The sequence below is a fragment of the Streptomyces corynorhini genome (assembly GCF_003346515.1).
In the GTDB taxonomy this organism is placed as follows: Bacteria; Actinomycetota; Actinomycetes; order Streptomycetales; family Streptomycetaceae; genus Streptomyces; species Streptomyces corynorhini.
The window spans coordinates 18,824-38,402 of the sequence record NZ_QQNA01000071.1 but is presented as its reverse complement, the minus strand read 5'-3'; the positions used below and the strand labels follow the sequence as shown (position 1 = coordinate 38,402).

Sequence of the window (19,579 nt, the reverse complement as noted above, 5' to 3'; positions counted from 1 at the left end):
CCCTCCCCGGGACCCCTCCCCGGGACCCCTCCCCGCGCCCCCTTCGCGAGGCCCTTCCCCGGAGTCCTTCGCCGGAGGCTCCTCTCCGGAGCGCTCCCGTCGCTCCACGCTTCCGTTCTTTCTCGCTCCCGCCGTTCGCCGCGGCCGGGAATCCTCATAGGGTGAGCAGTATTGAAGGTGTACGGATCCGTGAACGGCCGAGGAGGACCTGCGGTGAGCGAGACGAGCCCCAAGCTGCGCGCCGAGCTGGACGGCGTCCCCACGTACAAGCCGGGCAGGCCGGCCGCGTCCGGCGGGCCCCTCGCGTACAAGCTGTCCTCCAACGAGAACCCGTATCCGCCGCTGCCCGGGGTGATGGAGCGGGCCGTCTCGGCCGCGGGGGTCTTCAACCGCTATCCGGACATGGCGTGCACGGGGCTGGTCAACGAGCTGGCCGACCGCTTCGGCGTGCCCGTCTCGCACCTGGCGACCGGGACGGGCTCGGTGGGCGTCGCCCAGCAGCTGCTGCAGGCCACGGCGGGCCCCGGCGACGAGGTCGTCTACCCCTGGCGCTCCTTCGAGGCGTACCCGATCATCACCCAGATCTCGGGTGCCACCTCGGTCAAGGTGCCGCTGACGGCGGACGAGACGCACGACCTGGACGCCATGGCCGGGGCGATCACCGAGCGGACCAGGCTGATCTTCGTCTGCAACCCGAACAATCCGACCGGCACGGTGGTGCGCCGGGGTGAGCTGGAACGGTTCCTCGACCGGGTGCCGAGCGATGTGCTGGTGGTGCTGGACGAGGCGTACCGCGAGTTCATCCGGGACGCGGAGGTGCCGGACGGCATCGAGATCTACCGCGACCGTCCGAACGTGGCCGTGCTGCGCACGTTCTCCAAGGCGTACGGTCTCGCCGGGCTGCGGGTGGGCTTCGCGATCGCCCACGAGCCGGTCGCGGCGGCGCTGCGCAAGACGGCGGTTCCCTTCGGGGTGAGCCAGATCGCCCAGGAGGCGGCGATCGCCTCGCTGCGTGCCGAGGACGAGCTGCTGGGCCGGGTCGGTTCGCTGGTGGGCGAGCGGGCGAGGGTGTACGGGGCCCTGGTCGACCAGGGCTGGACCGTACCCGGGACGCAGGCCAATTTCGTGTGGCTGCGGCTGGGCGGGCGCACGCTCGACTTCGCCGCGGCCTGCGAGGCGGCGGGTGTGGTCGTACGGCCCTTCGCGGGCGAGGGGGTACGGGTGACGATCGGCGAGTGCGAGGCGAACGACCTCTTCCTCCGGGCGGCCGAGGCGTTCCGCAAGGAGCTGTAGCGGGCGCTGGTGCGCGGTGGCGCATGGTGTGGGTGGGCGGTCTCCTTCGAGGCCGCCCACTCATGTTTTCCGGTCGTACCCCTTGACGCGCGGCTGAGGGCCCCCCCCACGCGAAGATCCGGTAGCGGTGTGCGCCATAATGCTTGTGAATGTGAACGCGTTCACAAGCGTGTCCCGTTCCTGGCGTTACGTCCAGGGCGAAAGGGGCAAGCCGCCGCCGCTGTGACCATGGCGATGTGATGTAAGGAGAGAAGACGTGGACCTCGCTCTGGCGCCGGAGACCCTGGCGCGATGGCAGTTCGGCATCACCACCGTCTACCACTTCCTCTTCGTTCCCCTGACGATCTCGCTCGCCGCGCTCACCGCGGGTCTGCAGACCGCCTGGGTGCGCACGGAGAACCCCAAGTATCTGAAGGCCACCAAGTTCTGGGGCAAGCTCTTTCTGATCAATATCGCGATGGGTGTCGTCACCGGCATCGTCCAGGAGTTCCAGTTCGGGATGAACTGGTCCGACTACTCGCGATTCGTCGGCGACATCTTCGGCGCCCCGCTCGCCTTCGAGGCGCTGATCGCCTTCTTCTTCGAATCCACCTTCATCGGACTGTGGATCTTCGGCTGGGACAAGCTGCCGAAGAAGATCCATCTGGCCTGTATATGGATGGTGTCGATCGGCACCATTCTGTCGGCCTACTTCATTCTGGCGGCCAACTCCTGGATGCAGCATCCGGTCGGCTACCGGATCAACAAGGAGGCCGGCCGCGCCGAACTCACCGACTTCTGGAAAGTCCTCACCCAGGACACCGCGGTCACCCAGTTCTTCCACACCCTGACCGCGGCTTTTCTGGTCGGCGGCGCCTTCATGGTCGGTATCGCGGCCTTTCACCTGGCACGCAAGAAGCACATTCCGGTGATGCGCACCTCGCTGCGGCTCGGGTTGATCACCGTGGTGATCGCGGGCATGCTCACCGCGGTCAGCGGCGACACCCTCGGCAAGGTCATGTTCAAGCAGCAGCCGATGAAGATGGCCGCGGCCGAGGCGCTCTGGGACGGCGAGGGGCCGGCGCCGTTCTCCGTCTTCGCCTACGGCGACGTCGACAAGGGGCACAACTCCGTCGCCATCGAGATCCCCGGAGTGCTCTCGTTCCTCGCGAACAGCGACTTCACCTCGTACGTCCCCGGCATCAACGACGTCAACAAGGCGGAGCAGGAGAAGTTCGGGCCGGGCGACTACCGGCCCAACATCCCGGTCGCCTACTGGGGCTTCCGCTGGATGATCGGCTTCGGGATGGCGTCCTTCGCCCTCGGCCTGCTCGGGCTCTGGCTGACCCGCAAGAAGTTCCTGCTGCCACCCGCGCTGCGCACGGGCGAGGACGAGGTGCCCCGTCTGGTGCTCTTCAGGAACAAGGCGCTCAGCCCGAAGATCGCCAGGTGGTACTGGATCACCGCCCTGTGGACCCTGCTCTTCCCGCTGATCGCCAACTCCTGGGGCTGGATCTTCACCGAGACGGGCCGCCAGCCCTGGGTCGTGTACGGGGTGCTGCGCACCGCCGACGCGGTCTCTCCGGGGGTCTCACAGGCCGAGGTGCTGATCTCGATGATCGTCTTCACCCTGCTGTACGCGGTCCTCGCGGTGATCGAGGTCAGGCTGATGGTGAAGTACGTCAAGGCCGGGCCGCCCGAGCTGACGGACGACGACCTCAACCCGCCCACCAAGATCGGCGGCGACCACGCGGACGCCGACCGGCCGATGGCCTTCTCGTACTGAGGAGTCGATGAGCCATGGAACTCCACGACGTCTGGTTCGTGCTGATCGCCGTTCTCTGGACCGGCTACTTCTTCCTCGAAGGATTCGACTTCGGCATCGGGATCCTGACCAAACTGCTCGCCCGTGACCGCAAGGAGCGGCGCGTCCTCATCAACACCATCGGACCTGTCTGGGACGGCAACGAGGTCTGGCTGCTGAGCGCCGCCGGGGGCACCTTCGCGGCCTTCCCCGACTGGTACGCCACCCTCTTCTCCGGCTTCTACCTGCCGATGCTGGCCATCCTGATCTGTCTGATCCTGCGTGGTGTCGCCTTCGAGTACCGGGCCAAGCGGCCGGGCGAGAAGTGGCAGCGCAACTGGGAACACACGATCTTCTGGACGTCGCTGGTCCCCGCCCTGCTCTGGGGAATGGCCTTCGGCAACATCGTGCACGGCGTGAAGATCGACGCGCGGATGGAGTACGTCGGCGGTCTCGGGGACCTGCTCAACCCCTACGCGATCCTCGGCGGACTGGTCACCCTGGCGCTCTTCACCTTCCACGGCACGGTGTTCGCCGCGCTCAAGACGGTCGGGGAGATCCGGGCCAGGGCCCGCAGGCTGGCGCTCGCGCTGGGCGCGGTCACCGTCGTGCTCGCCCTGGGCTTCCTGATCTGGACCCAGGCGGACACCGGCAACGCCAGGACCCTGGTCACGGTGGTCCTCGCCGTGGTGGCGCTGGTCGCCGCGATCGGCGCCATCGCGGCCGGGCGTGAGGGATGGTCGTTCGCGCTCTCCGGCGTGACGATCGTGGCCGTGGTCGCCACGCTCTTCCTGGCGCTCTTCCCGAACGTCATGCCCTCCTCGCTGAACGCGGCGTGGAACCTGACGGTCACCAACGCCTCCTCCACCCCGTACACCCTGAAGATCATGACGTGGTGCGCGGGCATCGCCACCCCCGTCGTGCTGCTCTACCAGGGCTGGACGTACTGGGTGTTCCGCAAGCGGATCGGTACGCAGCACATCGCCGACGCCCAGCACTGAAGGCGGGTGTTTCACGTGAAACCAATCGATCCGCGGCTGCTCCGGTACGCCCGCGCCACCCGGTTCTTCCTCGCGGCCGTCGTGGTGCTCGGACTGGCCGGGGCGGGGCTGGTCATCGCCCAGGCGATGCTGATCGCCGACGTGGTGGTGGGCGCTTTCCAGCAGGGGCTGGACAGCTCCGGGCTGCGCACGCCGCTGCTCCTGCTGGTGGCCGTCGCCGTCGGCCGCGCCGCGGTCTCCTGGCTGACGGAGCTGGCCGCCCACCGGGCGAGCGCCGCCGTCAAGTCCGAGCTGCGCAGGCGGCTGCTGGAGCGGGCGACGGAGCTGGGGCCCGGATGGCTGGCCGGGCAGCGGACCGGCTCGCTGGTCGCGCTGGCCACGCGCGGGGTCGATGCGCTGGACGACTACTTCTCCCGCTATCTGCCGCAGCTGGGACTCGCGGTGGTGGTACCCGTGGCGGTCCTGGCCCGGATCGTCACCGAGGACTGGGTGTCGGCGGCGGTGATCGTGGTGACACTGCCGCTGATCCCGATGTTCATGGCACTGATCGGCTGGGCCACCCAGAGCCAGATGGACCGTCAGTGGCGGCTGCTGTCCCGGCTGTCGGGCCACTTCCTCGATGTGGTCGCCGGGCTGCCGACGCTCAAGGTCTTCGGCCGGGCCAAGGCGCAGGCCGAGTCGATCCGCTCGATCACCTCGCAGTACCGGCAGGCCACCGTGCGTACGCTGCGGATCGCCTTCCTGTCGTCCTTCGCGCTGGAGCTGCTCGCCACGCTCTCGGTGGCGCTGGTCGCGGTCGGTATCGGCATGCGGCTCGTCCACGGGGAACTCGACCTGTACACCGGCCTGGTGGTGCTGGTGCTCGCCCCCGAGGCGTATCTGCCGATCCGCCAGGTGGGAGCGCAGTACCACGCTGCGGCCGAGGGACTGTCCGCCGCCGAGGAGATCTTCACGGTCCTGGAGACCCGGCCGCCGACGGGCGGTACGGACCGGGTACCCGCCGCGCTGCGGCTGGAGCTGACCGGGGTGACGGTCCGCCACCCCGGACGTACGGAACCCTCGCTGGACTCGGCCACCCTGACGGTCGAGCCGGGGGAGACGGTCGCGCTGGTCGGCCCGAGCGGGGTGGGGAAGACCACGCTGCTCCAGGTGCTGCTCGGATTCGCCGTACCCGACGAGGGCCGGGTACGGGTGGACGGTCGCGATCTCGCCTCGCTGGACCTGGAGCGCTGGCGCGAGCGGATCGCCTGGGTGCCGCAGCACCCCCATCTCTTCGCCGGAACCATCGCGGAGAACGTACGTCTGGCCAGGCCGGACGCCGAAGCCGCGGCGCTGTGGGAGGCGCTGCGCGACGCGGGCGCGGCCGACTTCGTCGCCGGTCTCCCGCAGGGCCTGGACACCGTGCTCGGCGAGGACGGTACCGGGCTCTCGGCCGGTCAGCGCCAGCGGCTCGCGCTCGCCCGAGCCTTCCTCGCCGACCGCCCGCTGCTGCTGCTGGACGAGCCCACGGCCGCGCTCGACGGGGAGACGGAGGCGGGCATCGTCGACGCCGTACGCCGGCTGGCCGAGGGCCGTACGGTGCTGCTGGTCGTCCACCGCCCGGCGCTCCTGTCGGTGGCGGACCGTGTGGTCGGATTGCCGGCGCGGTCGGTACGCCTGCCCGGCCAGGCGCCTGCCGTGGTGCCGCCGTCCCACGCCGCCTTCACGGGGACGGAGGGGACGGCGGGAACGAAGCCCCCGGGAACGGACTTCGCGGGGACGGACGTCACGGGAACGGACGTCGCGGGGACCGGCACGCGGCCGGGCGAGTACTCGCCCCCGAGCCGCGGCAGCGGCGTCGCTGCGCCCAGCAGTCCGCTCGCCCGGGTACGGGCCGCCTCCCGGCCGCTGCGCGGCCGCTTCGCGCTGGCCCTGCTCCTCGGCAGCTGCGCCCTCGGCTCCGCCGTCGGACTGATGGCGGTGTCCGGCTGGCTCATCTCGCGCGCCTCCGAGCAGCCGCCCGTGCTCTACCTGATGATCGCGGTGACGGCGACCCGTGCCTTCGGTATCGGCCGCGCCGTCTTCCGCTATGCCGAGCGCCTCGTGTCGCACGACGCGGTGCTCAGGATGCTCGCCGACCTCCGGGTCTCCGTGTACCGGCGGCTGGAGCGCATCGCCCCCGCGGGGCTGCGCGGGGCCAGGCGCGGAGACCTGCTCTCCCGGCTCGTCGCGGACGTCGACGAACTCCAGGACTACTGGCTGCGCTGGCTGCTCCCCGTCGGCGGCGCCCTGCTCGTCGGCGTGGGCACCGTCGGCTTCACGACGTGGCTGCTGCCCGAGGCGGGCGCCGTACTGGCCGTCGGGCTGCTCGTCGCCGGGGTGGTCGTACCGCTGCTGAGCGGTGCGGTCGTCCGCCGTACCGAACACCAACTCGCCCCCGCACGCGGACTGCTCGCCACCCGCGTCACCGACCTCTTCGGCGGGCTGGCCGAACTGACGGTGGCGGGCGCGCTCACCCGGCGTACCCAGGAGGCCGTACGCGCCGACGGGACGCTGACCGCGGTCGCGGCACGCGGCGCGAGCGCCAACGGGCTCGGCGCCGGCCTGTCGGCGCTGATCTGCGGACTGACCGTCGCCGCAGCCGCGTTCGTCGGCGTCGGGGCCGTCGGGGACGGACGGCTGGCCGGTGTGGAACTCGCCGTGGTCGTCCTGACCCCCCTCGCCGCCTTCGAGGCCGTCAGCGGACTGCCGCTCGCGGTACGCCACCGGCGGCGGAGCGCACGCGGAGCGGAGCGGGTGTACGAGGTGCTGGACGCGCCCGTACCCGTACAGGAGCCGGAGGAGCCCGCGGTCGCCCCCGCGTCCTCGTTCCCGCTGGAGCTGAGCGGGCTGGCCGCGCGGTACCCGGGGCAGCGGCGGGACGCGCTCGTCGGCTTCGACCTGACGCTGACCGAGGGCAGGCGCGTCGCCGTCGTCGGCCCTTCCGGCGCGGGCAAGACCACACTTGCCCATGTGCTGCTCCGCTTCCTCGACGCGCGCGAGGGCGAGTGCCGGCTCGGCGGTACGGATCTGGCGGCCCTCGACGGGGACACCGTGCGGCGTTTCGTCGGGCTGTGCGCTCAGGACGCGCACCTCTTCGACAGCTCCGTACGCGAGAACCTGCGGCTCGCCCGTACGGACGCGTCCGAGGACGAACTGCGCGACGCGCTGCGCCGGGCCCGGCTGCTCGACTGGGTGGACACCCTGCCCGCCGGGCTCGACACTCATGTCGGCGAGCACGGAGCCCGGCTCTCGGGAGGACAGCGGCAGCGGCTGGCCCTGGCCCGCGCACTCCTCGCGGACTTCCCCGTGCTCGTCCTCGACGAGCCCGCGGAACACCTGGACCTGGCCACGGCGGACGAGCTGACGGCCGACCTGCTGACGGCGACCGAGGGCCGTACGACGCTGCTGATCACCCACCGGCTGCGGGGACTGGACACCGTTGACGAAGTGATCGTGCTCGACGGCGGCCGCTGCGTACAGCGGGGCCCCTACGGTGAACTCGCCGCCGGGGAAGGGCCGCTGCGGCGGATGCTGGAGCGGGAGCGGGCCGGGGATCTGCTCGGAGCCCAGAAGTCGACTTTCCCCATCAAATAGGACTTACTAGGCTCTTGGCTATGAAAGTGCCCGAGTCCATGGATCCCCTCGAAGCCGCCACCCGCGCGGCCGGCAGCCTTGAGGGCCTGTCCGCCGAGACCACCGCACGCGTACCGCAACTGCTGGAAGCGATGTGTTCCGTCGGCGCGGGTCTGGGACTGCACGCCACGCTCGACCGGATCTGCGGAACGGCGGCCGAACTCATCGGGGCCCGCTACGCCGCGATCGGGGTGATGGACGAGACGGGCGAGCGCCTCGCGGACTTCGTGGTGCACGGGGTCGGCGAGGACGTGGCCCGGCGGATCGGGCGCAGACCGGACGGGCACACCGGGGTGCTCGGCGGCCTGCTTCGGGATCCCGGCCCGATCCGGCTCGCGGACCTGACGGCGGATCCGCGCTTCGCCGGCTTTCCGCCGGGCCATCCGCCGATGCGCACGTTTCTCGGGGTTCCCGTCCAGGTGCAGGGCGAGACCGTCGGCAACTTCTACCTGGCGGAGAAGTCCGGTGGCGGAGAAGGAGCCGGTGGGGACGGCGCGTCCGGCGGCACCGCGGGAGGCCACGGGGACGGCGGGCCCCGGGTGTATGGCGGGGACGGCGGGCGTCGGGTGGACGGTGGCGGGGCCCACGGCGAGTTCGACGACTACGACCTGGACATGCTGCGCGTACTGGCCAACGAGGCCGGTATCGCCATCGGCAACGCCCGGCTCTACGAGGCCGCCCGGCAGCGCGAGCGGTGGATCGACGGCTCCGTCGCCGTCACCACCGCCCTGCTCTCCGGCGGTGACGCGGACGACGCGCTGTCCGTCGTCGCCGAACAGGCCCGCCGACTGGCCGATTCTGCGGTCGGCGTGGTGCTGCTGCGCACGCCGGAGGGGGGACTGGAGATCGTGGCGGTCTCCGCCGACCATCCGACCGCCAGGCCGGGCGATGTCATCCCGGCCGACAGCCCCGTCGCGGCGACGCTCCTCGCCGGCGAGGCCGTCTTCGTGGACGACTCCCCCACCGACTCGCGCCTGGCGTCGACGCTGGCCGCCGGATTCGGCCCGAGCATGCTGCTGCCGCTGCGCACGGACGGCCGGGTGCTCGGGGCCCTGGTCACCCCCCGGGTGCGCGGCGGGCGCCGCTTCGGCGCGCGGGAACGGGTGCTGGCCACGCAGTTCGCCTCGCAGGCCGCGCTGGCGCTGATGATGGCCGAGGCACAGCGCGACCGGGAGCGGCTGGCTGTTCTGGAGGACCGTGACCGGATCGCCCGTGACCTGCACGATCTGGTCATCCAGCGGCTGTTCGCCACCGGCCTGATGTTGGAGAGCGCCCATCGCGGGTCGGTCGCGCCCGAGGTGCACCAGGGCATCGACAAGGCGGTGGAGGCCCTCGACGTGACGATCCAGGAGATCCGCACGGCCATCTTCGCGCTCCAGCAGGGCTCGGCGGAGGCGCCGTCGGGGATGCGCAGCCGGGTGCTGCGGGAGATCAACATGGCCGCTGTGCCGCTGGGCTTCCAGCCCACTCACCACTTCGTCGGCCCGGTGGACGCGGCGGTCGGCGAACTCCCCGGGAAGAATCTGATCGCCGCGCTGCGCGAGGCCCTCTCGAACGCGTTCCGGCACGCGCACGCCACCCGTATCGAGGTCGTGCTGGACGTCACGGCCAAGCTGTCCGACGGCAGAGGCGCGGTGCGGCTGTCGGTGGCCGACGACGGGGTGGGCATCCCGGAGGGCGGGCGCCGCAGCGGACTGCGCAATCTACGGCGGCGGGCCGAGGCGCTGGGTGGGTCGAGCAGGTGCGAGCGGGGGATCGGCGAGGGGCCGAGAGGCGGTACCCGGGTGATCTGGGAGGTTCCGCTGTGAGCCCCGGGCGCCGCCCTCACGCGGCTACAGCCGCGCCATGATCCGCTCGCGCGCCTACAGCCGCGCCAGGATCTGCTCGATGACGAGCGCGACGCCGTCCTCGTTGTTGGTGGCCGTATGTCCGGAGGCGGCGGCCAGCACGTCCGGGTGGGCGTTGGCCATCGCGTACGAGGTGCCCGCCCAGGTCAGCATCTCCAGGTCGTTCGGCATGTCGCCGAATGCGACGACCTCGTCGGACGAGACGCCGCGTTCGGCGCAGCAGAGCGCGAGCGTGCTCGCCTTGCTGACGCCGAGGCCGCTGATCTCCAGCAGTGCGGTCGGGCTGGAGCGGGTGATGGTGGCGCGGTCCCCCGCCACCGTACGGGCCAGGGCGAGGAAGCCGTCGGGGGTCAGTTCGGGGTGGTGCGCGAGCAGCTTCAGCACCGGGGCACCGGCCGCGCCCGCGCCGGGCTCGCGCAGCAGCTCCTCGGCCGTGTCGAGGGACGCGCCCGGGTCGTCCTCGAAGCGCGGGTAGGACGGCTCGTAGTGGATGCCCGTGCTCGTCTCGACCGCGCAGCTCGTCCCCGGGGCCGCATCGCGCAGTGCCCGTACGACGTCCAGCGCGACCGCGCGGTCCAACGTGCGGTCCTGGATCAGCTTTCCGTCGGCGTGCAGGTCGACGACGGCGGCTCCGTTGGCGCAGATGGCCATTCCGTGGCCGTGCACATGGTCGCTGACCACGCCCATCCAGCGGGCCGGGCGTCCGGTGACGAAGAAGACCTCGATGCCCGCCTCCTCGGCGGCCGCGAGCGCCTTGACCGTACGGTCCGACACCGACTTGTCGTCGTGCAACAGGGTGCCGTCCAGGTCGGTGGCGATCAGCCGGGGCCGGGCGGGGAGGGGGGAGTCGTCGGACGGGGTCTTGGATCCACTGGGCGAGGTCACGAACGCATTCTCCCGTACGGATATGCACGGGCGTGCGGAGGGTCGCACATCTGAGTGGGCGTCGGGCGGGATGCCTCCCGGCGCCCACCACGCGGGGGGCTCAGGACTCCGGTGTGCCGTTGAGGGCGATGATCGCGAAGGTCGCGCCCTGGGGGTCCTGGACGATGGCCATCCTGCCGATCTTCTCCATGTCGAAGGGCGGCACCAGCACCGAGCCGCCGGCCCGGACGAGCGCGTCCACGGTGCTGTCCGTGTCGTCCACGGCGAAGTTGACGAGCCAGTGCGGAGGGACGCCCTCGGGCATGTTCTCCATGCCGTGGACGCTGCCGACGGCGCGTCCCCCGACGTGGAAGCCGGTGAACTCCGGCATGCCGGAAACCGGTCCGGCCTCCAGACCCAGCGCGGCGCGGTAGAAGGTCCCGGCGGCCTTCGGGTCCGTGGTGGTGAGCTGGTTCCAGACCAGCGCGCCCGGTTCGTTGACGATGCCGGCGCCGGGGAAGTCCAGCGGCTGCCACACCCCGAAGAACGCGCCCTGGGGGTCGGTGGCGATCAGCATGCGGCCGATCGTGCCCACCTCCATGGCGGGGGAGACCACCGAGCCGCCGTTCGCGCTGATCGCGCTCTGGGTGGCGTCGGCGTCCGCGCTGGAGAAGTACGTACTCCAGTGGGGTGGCGGCGGGGGCGCGGCGCCCTCCGGGGCCATCGTCTTCATGATCCCGGCGACCGGCTTGCCCCTCAGGGCGCACATCGAGTAGCCGCCGAATTCCTCGGGGCCGACCTCGCCCTGCCAGCCGAACAGGTCCCGGTAGAAGTCGAGGGCGGCCTGCTGGTCGGGGACCATCAGATCGATCCAGCAGGGTGTGCCGGGCGCGTAGGGGGTGGTGACCTCGGGCATCTCGCGTCTCCAACCTGTGGTGGTCTGCGGCGGGCCGCGCGCCCGCGCCGGTGGACTCCCCCTCGACCACCTTGCTCGCGCGGCGCCGATCCCGCATCCCTGGCCGCCGTGGTCACCGGCCGTCGCACGGAACCTGCCGAACCTGCGAAACCTGTGGAACGTGTGGAACGTGTGGAACCTACGGATCGGTACGAGGCATCCCGCGCGGGGGAGCGCGCGCGTAGGCTCGGGGCATGCGTCTGAGTACCGTGATCCTTCCTGTCCGCCGATGGAACGAGGGTGGCCGCGACGAGTGGCTCCGCGCCGAGCGGCTCGGCTTCCACACCGCGTACACCTATGACCACCTGTCGTGGCGGACCTTCCGCGACGGCCCCTGGTTCGGCGCGGTGCCCACGCTCACGGCCGCCGCCGCCGCCACGGAGCGGCTGCGGCTGGGGACGCTCGTCACGTCACCGAACTTCCGCCACCCGGTGACGCTCGCCAAGGACCTGCTCTCGCTGGACGACGTCTCGAACGGCCGGATCACGCTGGGCATCGGCGCGGGCGGTACGGGGTTCGACGCCACGGCGCTCGGCCAGGAGGCGTGGACGCCTCGGGAGCGGGCGGACCGGTTCGCCGAGTTCGTACCGCTGCTCGACCGGCTGCTGACCGAGGACTCCGTGTCGTACGACGGCACGTTCTACTCGGCCTCCGAGGCGCGTGGTATCCCGGGATGCGTGCAGCGGCCCCGGCTGCCGTTCGCGGTGGCGGCCACCGGTCCGCGCGGGCTGGAACTCGCCGCGGCGCACGGTCAGGCGTGGGTGACGACGGGTGACCCGAAGCTGTTCGAGACGGGGACGCCCGAGGAGTCCGCGGCGGCCATCCGCGGACAGATCGAGCGGCTCGGCAAGGCGTGTGTGGAGATCGGGCGGGACGCGTCCGAGGTGGAGCGGATCCTGCTGACCGGGTTCACCCCCGAGCGGGGTGGCCCGATGGAGTCGCTCGACGCGTTCGTGGACTTCGCGGGACGCCACTTCGCCCTGGGGATCACCGAAATCGCCGTGCACGCCCCGATCGCCGATTCGGACTTCGCGGCCGACCAGCGGGTCTTCGAGCGAATCGCCACGGAGGCGCTGGGGCAGCTGCGCCCGTAGCCGGCCGTTGCCGCTTTCGAGCGGCCATCGGTACCGCTGCGGCGTCGCTGTGCCGTGACGCCGCAGCGCTGATCGGGTGTTCAGACCATCCGATCAGCACATCGCTCCTTTCCTCCCCCCTGTTTCCTCCCCCCTGTTTCCTCCCCCTGTTTTTTGCTACTGATTTTTTCGATCAGTTGGGGATCGCAGGTTTGATCCACAACCAACTCGACTTATCCACAGGGTATGTGCTGGATCTGTGGACAACTACCTTGCGAATTAACACTTTTGGGCAATTTGGTTACTTCGTCGGTTGGTTGGGGTGAGTGCGCCCACGCTCCTTTCACCCGGCGGGTGTTCGGACGAACGCGGTATGAAAAGCCTTTCCTCCGCAGGCCGTTGTACGTGCCCTTACCGATCCGTTGTTCCCGCCGGAGGCTCACAGCGGCGGCTCGACCGGGGCGACGGCACGCAGCAGCCCGGGGGCGAGCCGGGACAGGATCCGAGCGCCGCGTGCCTCTGAAGTGATTGGTACGACAGCCTGGTTGCGCACCAGCATCAGGACCGCCGCCTTGGAAGTGGCGTACGCGGGCAGCACCCTCGATGGCTGAAAGGCGGCGGCGGAGGCGACGTTGACGATGTGTCCGCCCTCTCCCCGCTCGGCCATCCGCCGACCGAAGAGGAGACAACCGTGGACAATGCCCCCCAGGTTGACGTCCATCGTCTTCCTCCAGTCGTCGGCGCTGGTATCGAGGAAGGCGCCGTACAGGGCGATTCCCGCGTTGTTCACCAGGACATCAACGACGCCGTATTCCGCCGTGACCTTCTCGGCGAGCTTCTCCATCGCGTCCAGGTCGCCGACGTCGGCCTGCTCCGCCCAGGCTTCGGCCGCACCGGACTGCCGGGCCGACTCCGCCGTCTCCCCGGCCCCTTCGCCGTCCACGTCGACCACCACGACGCGCGCGCCCGCCTCGGCGAACGCGAGCGCGGTGGCCCGGCCGATACCGCTCGCGGCGCCGGTGACCAGGACGAGCCGTCCACCGAAGCGCTCGGCGTACGGACCGGTCGGCGCCGGGTTCTCGGACGGCCGGGCCCCGGACTCGTGGCGGGTGACGAAGTCGTCGATCCAACGGGCCAGTTGGTCGGGCCGGGTGCGTGGTACCCAGTGCTTGGCGGGCAGCGTGCGCCGGACCAGTCCTGGGGCCCACTGATCCAGATCGTCGTAGAGCCGCTCCGACAGATAGGCGTCGCCGGTCGGAACGATCAGCTGGACGGGCGCGTGCGCGTAGGCGTCGGTACGCGGATCGCGCAGCCTGGAACGGACGTTGTCCCGGTAGAGCCACGCCCCGTGAGCCGCGTCGCGCGGCAGGGAGGCGGTCGGATACGGCCCGGGAGGGAGCTTCTCGGCCCGGCCGACGACGCGTGGCCACCGCTTGCCGAGGGGGCCGCGCCAGGCCAGTTCGGGCAGCGCGGGGACGTGCAGCAGACAGACGTACCAGGACCTGGCGCCCTGCCCCAGCAGCTGACCGGCCCGGCGTGGGGTGGGCCGGGCGGCCCGCTGCTTGATCCAGTGCCCGAGATGGTCGAGCGACGGCCCGGAGATCGAGGTGAACGAGGCGATCCGACCCGCAGTTCTGGCCACGGTGGCGAACTCCCAGGACTGCACCGATCCCCAGTCGTGGCCCACCAGATGGACCGGAAGGTCCGGGCTCACCGCGTCGGCGACCGCCAGGAAGTCGTCCGTCAGCCTCTCCAGCGTGAAACCGCCGCGCAGCGGACTCGGCGCCGTCGAACCGCCGTGTCCCCGCACGTCGTACAGCACCACATGGAAGCGCTGCGCGAGCCGGACCGCGACCGGTGACCAGACCTCCTTGCTGTCCGGATAGCCGTGCACCAGCACCACGGTCGGCCGCGTCGTATCGCCCAGCTCCGCGACGCACAACTCGACCCCGCCCGCCGCGATCCGGCGCACCCGAGCCCCCTCAGGCCCGGCCTGCCCCGCCCAGGGCCCCGCCCAGGGCCCCGTCCAGGACCCCGACCCCAGGGCCGTACGGTCTTCGTCGCTCATGGCGCCTCCCCTCCGTTTCTGCCTCCGTCGCCTCAGCCGTCCCGGTGATCCCCGGTCCCCGGCTCCGGTTATCGGCCCCGGCTCCCGGCCCCTCGTCGGCCGCCGGATAGCCCCCACGTAAGCGCTACGTGTCCGTAACGTGACACTGAAGAATCTCGCAAGGGCCGGCGACCACGTCAAGGACACCGTCCTGCCTGTGGATAACCGGCCGGGGGCTTCGCGCGGGGCCTGCGCGCCTCAGCCCTTACGTAGCCCTTACGGGGCCGTACGACCGGAGGCTGACACGGATACAGCCGTCTGGTCTGACGACCGGGTGTGGCCGACGCCACTACCTTCGAGGTGTGACTGTGATCGCGACCGAAAGCCTGAGTAAGCGGTTCCCCCGGGTAACCGCGCTTGACCGGCTCTCCTTGGACATCGGCCCCGGCGTGACGGGGCTGGTGGGGGCCAACGGAGCCGGCAAGTCCACCATGATCAAGATCCTGCTGGGTCTGTCCCCCGCCACGGAAGGCCGGGCCGAGGTGCTCGGGCTCGACGTCGCCACGAGCGGCGGCGCCATCCGTGAGCGGGTCGGATACATGCCCGAGCACGACTGTCTGCCGCCTGACGTCTCGGCCACCGAGTTCGTCGTACATATGGCGCGCATGTCCGGACTTCCCGCGACGGCCGCCCGTGAGAGGACCGCCGACACCCTGCGCCACGTCGGCCTCTACGAGGAGCGCTACCGCCCCATCGGCGGCTACTCCACCGGGATGAAGCAGCGCGTCAAGCTCGCGCAGGCGCTGGTCCACGACCCGCAGTTGGTGCTGCTGGACGAGCCGACCAACGGCCTTGACCCGGTCGGCCGCGACGAGATGCTCGGCCTCATCCGCCGCGTCTACACCGACTTCGGCATCTCCGTCCTGGTCACCTCGCACCTACTGGGCGAGTTGGAGCGCACCTGCGACCACGTGGTCGTCATCGACGGCGGAACGCTGCTGCGTTCCAGCTCCACCAGCGACTTCACCCAGACCACCACGACCCTCGCCGTCGAGGTCACCGACACGGACACGCACCCCGACGGCACCCGGGCGCTGCGCGAGGCCCTGTCGGCGACCGGTGTCACGATCCACGCGGGCTCGGAGGAGGGGCTGCCCGGCGCGGGCCACATCCTGCTAATCGAGGCCAAGGGCGAGGAGACGTACGACACCGTCCGTGACACTGTCGCCGGGCTCGGCCTCGGTCTCGTACGGATGGAGCAGCGCCGCCACCACATCGCGGAGGTCTTCCGCCCGCGCCAGGCCGAGGCCGACGGGCCCGGCGGGAGCGGATCCGGCGGGAGCGGCCCCGGCGGGAACGGCCCCGGCGGGAACGGACCCGGCAGCGACGGGACGCGCGCCGCCGGAGCGACCACCGTCGGAGCCGACGAGCACGCGTCCGACTACGCACTTCAGAAGGGAGGCGCCCGCGATGAGCACTGAGATCCGGCCGACCAGCACCGGGCCCGACGCCACCCGTATCCACAACATCGGATACCGCAACTACGACGGCGCGCGCCTCGGTCGCGCCTACGCCCGCCGTTCCCTGTTCGCCCAGTCCCTGCGCGGAGCCTACGGGCTGGGCCGCTCGGCCAAGTCCAAAGTTCTTCCGATGATCCTCTTCGCGGTGATGTGCCTGCCCGCGGCGATCATCGTCGCGGTCGCCGTCGCGACCGACCTCAAGAAGCTGCCGCTCGAATACACCAACTACGCGATCTTCACGCAGGCGATCATCGGTCTCTACCTCGCCTCGCAGGCGCCGCAGTCGGTCTCCCGCGACCTGCGCTTCAAGACCGTTCCGCTCTACTTCTCGCGCCCGATCGAGCGGATGGACTACGTCCTCGCGAAGTACGGAGCGATGGCCTCCGCCCTCTTCGTGCTGACCGGGGTGCCGCTGGTGATCCTCTATGTGGGCTCGCTGCTGGCCAAGATGGACTTCGTCGAGCAGACCAAGGGATTCGGGCAGGGGCTGGTCTCGATCACGATGCTCTCCCTGCTGTTCGGCGGGATCGGCCTCGTGATGGCCGCGCTCACCCCGCGCCGGGGCTTCGGCGTCGCCGCCGTGATCGCGACGCTGACCATCTCCTACGGAGCCGTCTCCATCCTCCAGGCGATCGCCTCGTCCGTGGGGGAGGACGCCGCCGTCAAGTGGATCGGCCTGTTCTCACCCATCACGCTGATCGACGGCCTGCAGACCGCGTTTCTCGGAGCCACGTCGTCCTTCCCCGCGGGCGCGGGCCCCTCGGCCGGGGTGGGCGTGATCTATCTGCTTGTCGTACTCGGGCTCGTCTTCGGCTCGTACGCCGTCCTCATGAGCCGTTACCGGAAGGTCGGGCTGTGACCACCATCAATATCGAGCACACCTCGCGCTGGTTCGGCAACGTGGTCGCCGTCAACGACGTGACCATGACCATCGGCCCCGGTGTGACCGGTCTGCTCGGCCCCAACGGCGCGGGCAAGTCCACCCTCATCAACATGATGGCGGGCTTCCTCGCCCCCTCCACGGGCACCGTCACCCTCGACGGGGAGCCGATCTGGCGCAACGAGTCCGTGTACCGGAAGATCGGCATCGTGCCGGAGCGCGAGGGGATGTACGACTTCCTCACCGGCCTCGAATTCGTCGTGGCCAACGCCGAACTGCACGGGCTGGGCCCGAAGGAGGCCCGCGCCGCGCTCGCCACGGTCGAGATGGAGTACGCGCAGGACCGCAGGATCGGGACGTACAGCAAGGGCATGCGCCAGCGCGTGAAGATGGCGTCCGCGCTGGTCCACGATCCGTCGGTGCTGCTGCTCGACGAGCCGTTCAACGGCATGGACCCGCGCCAGCGCATGCAGCTCATGGATCTGCTGCGGCGTATGGGCGCCACGGGCCGCACCGTGCTCTTCTCCTCCCACATCCTGGAGGAGGTCGAGCAACTCGCCTCGCATATCGAGGTGATCGTGGCCGGGCGGCACGCCGCCTCCGGCGACTTCCGCAAGATCCGTCGCCTGATGACCGACCGACCGCACCGCTATCTCGTGCGCTCCAGCGACGACCGCGCGCTCGCCGCCGCGCTGATCGCGGACCCGTCCACGGCCGGCATCGACGTCGACATGGCCGAGGGCGCGCTGCGCATCCAGGCCGTCGACTTCGGGCGCTTCACCGAACTGCTCCCGAAGGTCGCCCGCGAACACTCCATCCGGCTGCTCACGGTCTCGCCCTCCGACGAGTCCCTCGAGTCGGTCTTCTCCTACCTCGTAGCGGCCTGAGCGGCCTGAAAGGAGCTGTGACGTCATGTACAACCCCACAGTCGCCCGGCTCACCTACCGGGCCCTGCTCGGCAGGCGCCGGGCCGCGATCCTCCTCATCCTGCCCGCGCTGCTGATCCTGATGGCGGCGGCCGTCCGTGCCTTCAACGGCGTGGACGACCAGATCGCCGCCGATGTGCTGGGCGGCTTCGGGCTCGCCACGATGGTGCCGCTGATCGGTGTGATCGCGGGTACGGGAGCGATCGGCCCCGAGATCGACGACGGCTCGATCGTCTACCTGCTCTCCAAGCCGGTGAAGCGTTCGTCGATCATCTTCACCAAGCTGATCGTGGCGATCGCCGTGACCATGGCGTTCTCCGCCATCCCCACCTTCATCGCCGGGTGGATCCTCAACGGCAACGGGCAGCAGATCGCCATCGCGTACACCGTGGCGGCCCTCGTCGCCTCCATCGCGTACAGCGCGCTGTTCCTCCTGCTGGGTACGGTCAGCCGCCACGCCGTGGTCATCGGGCTGGTCTACGCGCTGGTCTGGGAGACGCTCTTCGGCAGCCTGGTGTCCGGCGCGCGGACGCTCAGCGTCCAGCAGTGGGCCCTGGCGCTCGCCCAGAAGATCGGTGGCGACGGCATCATCAGCTCGGACGTGACGCTGCCGGTCGCGGCGATCCTGCTGGCCGGGGTCACGGTAGTCGCGACCTGGTACGCGGGGCAGAAGCTCCGGACGCTGACTCTCGCCGGCGAGGAGTGAGCGGCGGCAGCGACGGCAGCAGCAGAGGCAGCAGCAGCCTGGCAGATTTCTTGTTCGACCGGACAACCCCCGCCCGATAGGCGGGGGTTGCCGCGTAACTGTAGGCTTATCTGCTCGTTTGGCAGGGTGCGTGGAGGCAACTGGAGTTCGTTACGTCGAGCGTTCGTGAAGCTGGGGATTGCCGGTGGCCGCGTCGAGCGGCCGTGCCGGTCATTGAGTGAGAAGCACCGTGAGCCGACCTCCACCCCTGAAGCCCGGGGAGAGGGCCGACCATCATCGGTTCACGAAGGGAAAGGCATTTCCATGCCACCTGAAGGTGCTCTGCTCGAATCGCGCACGATGCGCGACAGCGTCATGGGGCGGGTCGAGGCGCTCGACAAGGTCAAGGCGCTGACCATGCTTCCGGACGGCATCCATGTCCGTACGGAGGACGTCGCCCGGTACTTCGAAGTATCCACAGGCGTCATCAGGCAGTTGACGGCGAGGCATCGCGCCGAGCTGTGCGAGAACGGTATGCGGGTGCTGCGAGGCTCTGACCTGCGGCGCTTTCATAGTGACATGTTGTCACTATGGGGCGAGGGTCGGAGAGAAAGTTATCCACAGGCCGCCACCCAGCTCACGCTCCACCCCCGCCGGGCCGTCCTCAACATCGCGATGCTCCTCCGCGACAGCGACATCGCGCGACGTGTCCGTACGTACCTCCTCGACGCCGAGGAAGATCTGCGCAAGGGGTACGCGGACCTCGACCGGCGCGTGACGGACACCGAGTCCTGCCTCGGCAGCGTCGGGCGCGCGCTTCAGGAGCTGGGGCCGGTCCTGAACCGGATGTCGTACCGGCTCGACAGCCTGGACCGTCGGCTCGACGCCACCAACCGGGTGGTCGCCGCGCTCAGCAACCGGCTGTGCGACGTCTCCGCCCACCTCGACCGGGTCGACGCGAAGGTGGATGGCCTCGCCCATCAGGTCAGGGATCTGCACCGGGCGGTTGGCGGGTAATTCAGTGGCGCCGCACCGACGCTCCGGGCACAGT

Annotated in this window: 14 protein-coding genes; 11 read left to right on the top strand and 3 right to left on the bottom strand. The window is 70.4% G+C overall.

Translation table 11 applies throughout. The features are described from left to right. Positions 1 to 213: 213 nt before the first annotated feature. The 5 genes from hisC (at position 214) to DVH02_RS10915 (ending at position 9,539) form a co-directional block, all read left to right on the top strand. Positions 214 to 1,293 (top strand): histidinol-phosphate transaminase, encoded by a 1,080-nt coding sequence (hisC, locus tag DVH02_RS10935; RefSeq protein WP_114623583.1) that lies wholly within the window; start codon positions 214 to 216, stop codon positions 1,291 to 1,293. Positions 1,294 to 1,549: 256 nt separating this feature from the next. Next, positions 1,550 to 3,058, top strand: a complete 1,509-nt coding sequence (locus DVH02_RS10930) for a cytochrome ubiquinol oxidase subunit I (RefSeq protein WP_114623582.1) — start codon at positions 1,550 to 1,552, stop codon at positions 3,056 to 3,058. A gap of 14 nt (positions 3,059 to 3,072) precedes the next feature. Next, positions 3,073 to 4,077, top strand: a complete 1,005-nt coding sequence (cydB, locus tag DVH02_RS10925; protein ID WP_114623581.1) for a cytochrome d ubiquinol oxidase subunit II — start codon at positions 3,073 to 3,075, stop codon at positions 4,075 to 4,077. A gap of 15 nt (positions 4,078 to 4,092) precedes the next feature. Further along, positions 4,093 to 7,692 carry a thiol reductant ABC exporter subunit CydD gene (gene cydD / locus DVH02_RS10920; protein ID WP_114623580.1) on the top strand — a complete coding sequence of 1,200 codons (3,600 nt, stop codon included), beginning with the start codon at positions 4,093 to 4,095 and terminating at the stop codon, positions 7,690 to 7,692. Positions 7,693 to 7,712: 20 nt separating this feature from the next. Further along, positions 7,713 to 9,539 (top strand): sensor histidine kinase, encoded by a 1,827-nt coding sequence (locus DVH02_RS10915; protein ID WP_114623579.1) that lies wholly within the window; start codon positions 7,713 to 7,715, stop codon positions 9,537 to 9,539. Between the two features lie 54 nt (positions 9,540 to 9,593). Here DVH02_RS10915 and DVH02_RS10910 read toward each other — a convergent pair whose 3' ends face one another. Both DVH02_RS10910 and DVH02_RS10905 read right to left on the bottom strand, forming a co-directional pair. Then, the gene (locus DVH02_RS10910) at positions 9,594 to 10,463 is read right to left on the bottom strand and encodes a Cof-type HAD-IIB family hydrolase (RefSeq protein ID WP_114623578.1); all 870 of its coding nucleotides are present in this window, start codon (positions 10,461 to 10,463) and stop codon (positions 9,594 to 9,596) included. Positions 10,464 to 10,563: 100 nt separating this feature from the next. Beyond that, positions 10,564 to 11,358 carry a VOC family protein gene (locus tag DVH02_RS10905; protein WP_114623577.1) on the bottom strand — a complete coding sequence of 265 codons (795 nt, stop codon included), beginning with the start codon at positions 11,356 to 11,358 and terminating at the stop codon, positions 10,564 to 10,566. Between the two features lie 233 nt (positions 11,359 to 11,591). On the opposite strand from DVH02_RS10905, the gene DVH02_RS10900 reads away from it, so the two are divergent. Further along, positions 11,592 to 12,491 carry an LLM class flavin-dependent oxidoreductase gene (locus DVH02_RS10900; protein WP_114623576.1) on the top strand — a complete coding sequence of 300 codons (900 nt, stop codon included), beginning with the start codon at positions 11,592 to 11,594 and terminating at the stop codon, positions 12,489 to 12,491. Between the two features lie 418 nt (positions 12,492 to 12,909). On the opposite strand, the gene DVH02_RS10895 is transcribed toward DVH02_RS10900, so the two are convergent. Further along, on the bottom strand, positions 12,910 to 14,538 hold the full coding sequence (locus DVH02_RS10895; RefSeq protein WP_114623575.1) for an SDR family oxidoreductase: 1,629 nt from the start codon (positions 14,536 to 14,538) through the stop codon (positions 12,910 to 12,912). A 347-nt stretch (positions 14,539 to 14,885) separates the two neighbouring features. Between DVH02_RS10895 and DVH02_RS10890 the strand changes: the two genes are divergently transcribed. The 5 genes from DVH02_RS10890 (at position 14,886) to DVH02_RS10870 (ending at position 19,545) form a co-directional block, all read left to right on the top strand. Further along, positions 14,886 to 15,998, top strand: coding sequence for an ABC transporter ATP-binding protein (locus DVH02_RS10890; protein WP_114623574.1), 1,113 nt, complete (start codon positions 14,886 to 14,888; stop codon positions 15,996 to 15,998). Then, entirely contained in the window at positions 15,988 to 16,896 is a 909-nt protein-coding gene (locus DVH02_RS10885) for an ABC-2 transporter permease (protein WP_114623573.1), read from the top strand. The genes DVH02_RS10890 and DVH02_RS10885 overlap by 11 nt, the downstream gene beginning before the upstream one ends. Next, entirely contained in the window at positions 16,893 to 17,804 is a 912-nt protein-coding gene (locus DVH02_RS10880; RefSeq protein WP_114623572.1) for an ABC transporter ATP-binding protein, read from the top strand. Before DVH02_RS10885 ends, DVH02_RS10880 begins: the two co-directional genes overlap by 4 nt. Positions 17,805 to 17,829: 25 nt before the next feature. After that, entirely contained in the window at positions 17,830 to 18,549 is a 720-nt protein-coding gene (locus tag DVH02_RS10875; RefSeq protein WP_114623571.1) for an ABC transporter permease, read from the top strand. 303 nt (positions 18,550 to 18,852) lie between these two features. Then, a complete protein-coding gene (locus DVH02_RS10870) occupies positions 18,853 to 19,545 on the top strand; it encodes a hypothetical protein (RefSeq protein WP_114623570.1) in 693 nt (230 codons plus the stop codon). Positions 19,546 to 19,579 lie beyond the last annotated feature (34 nt).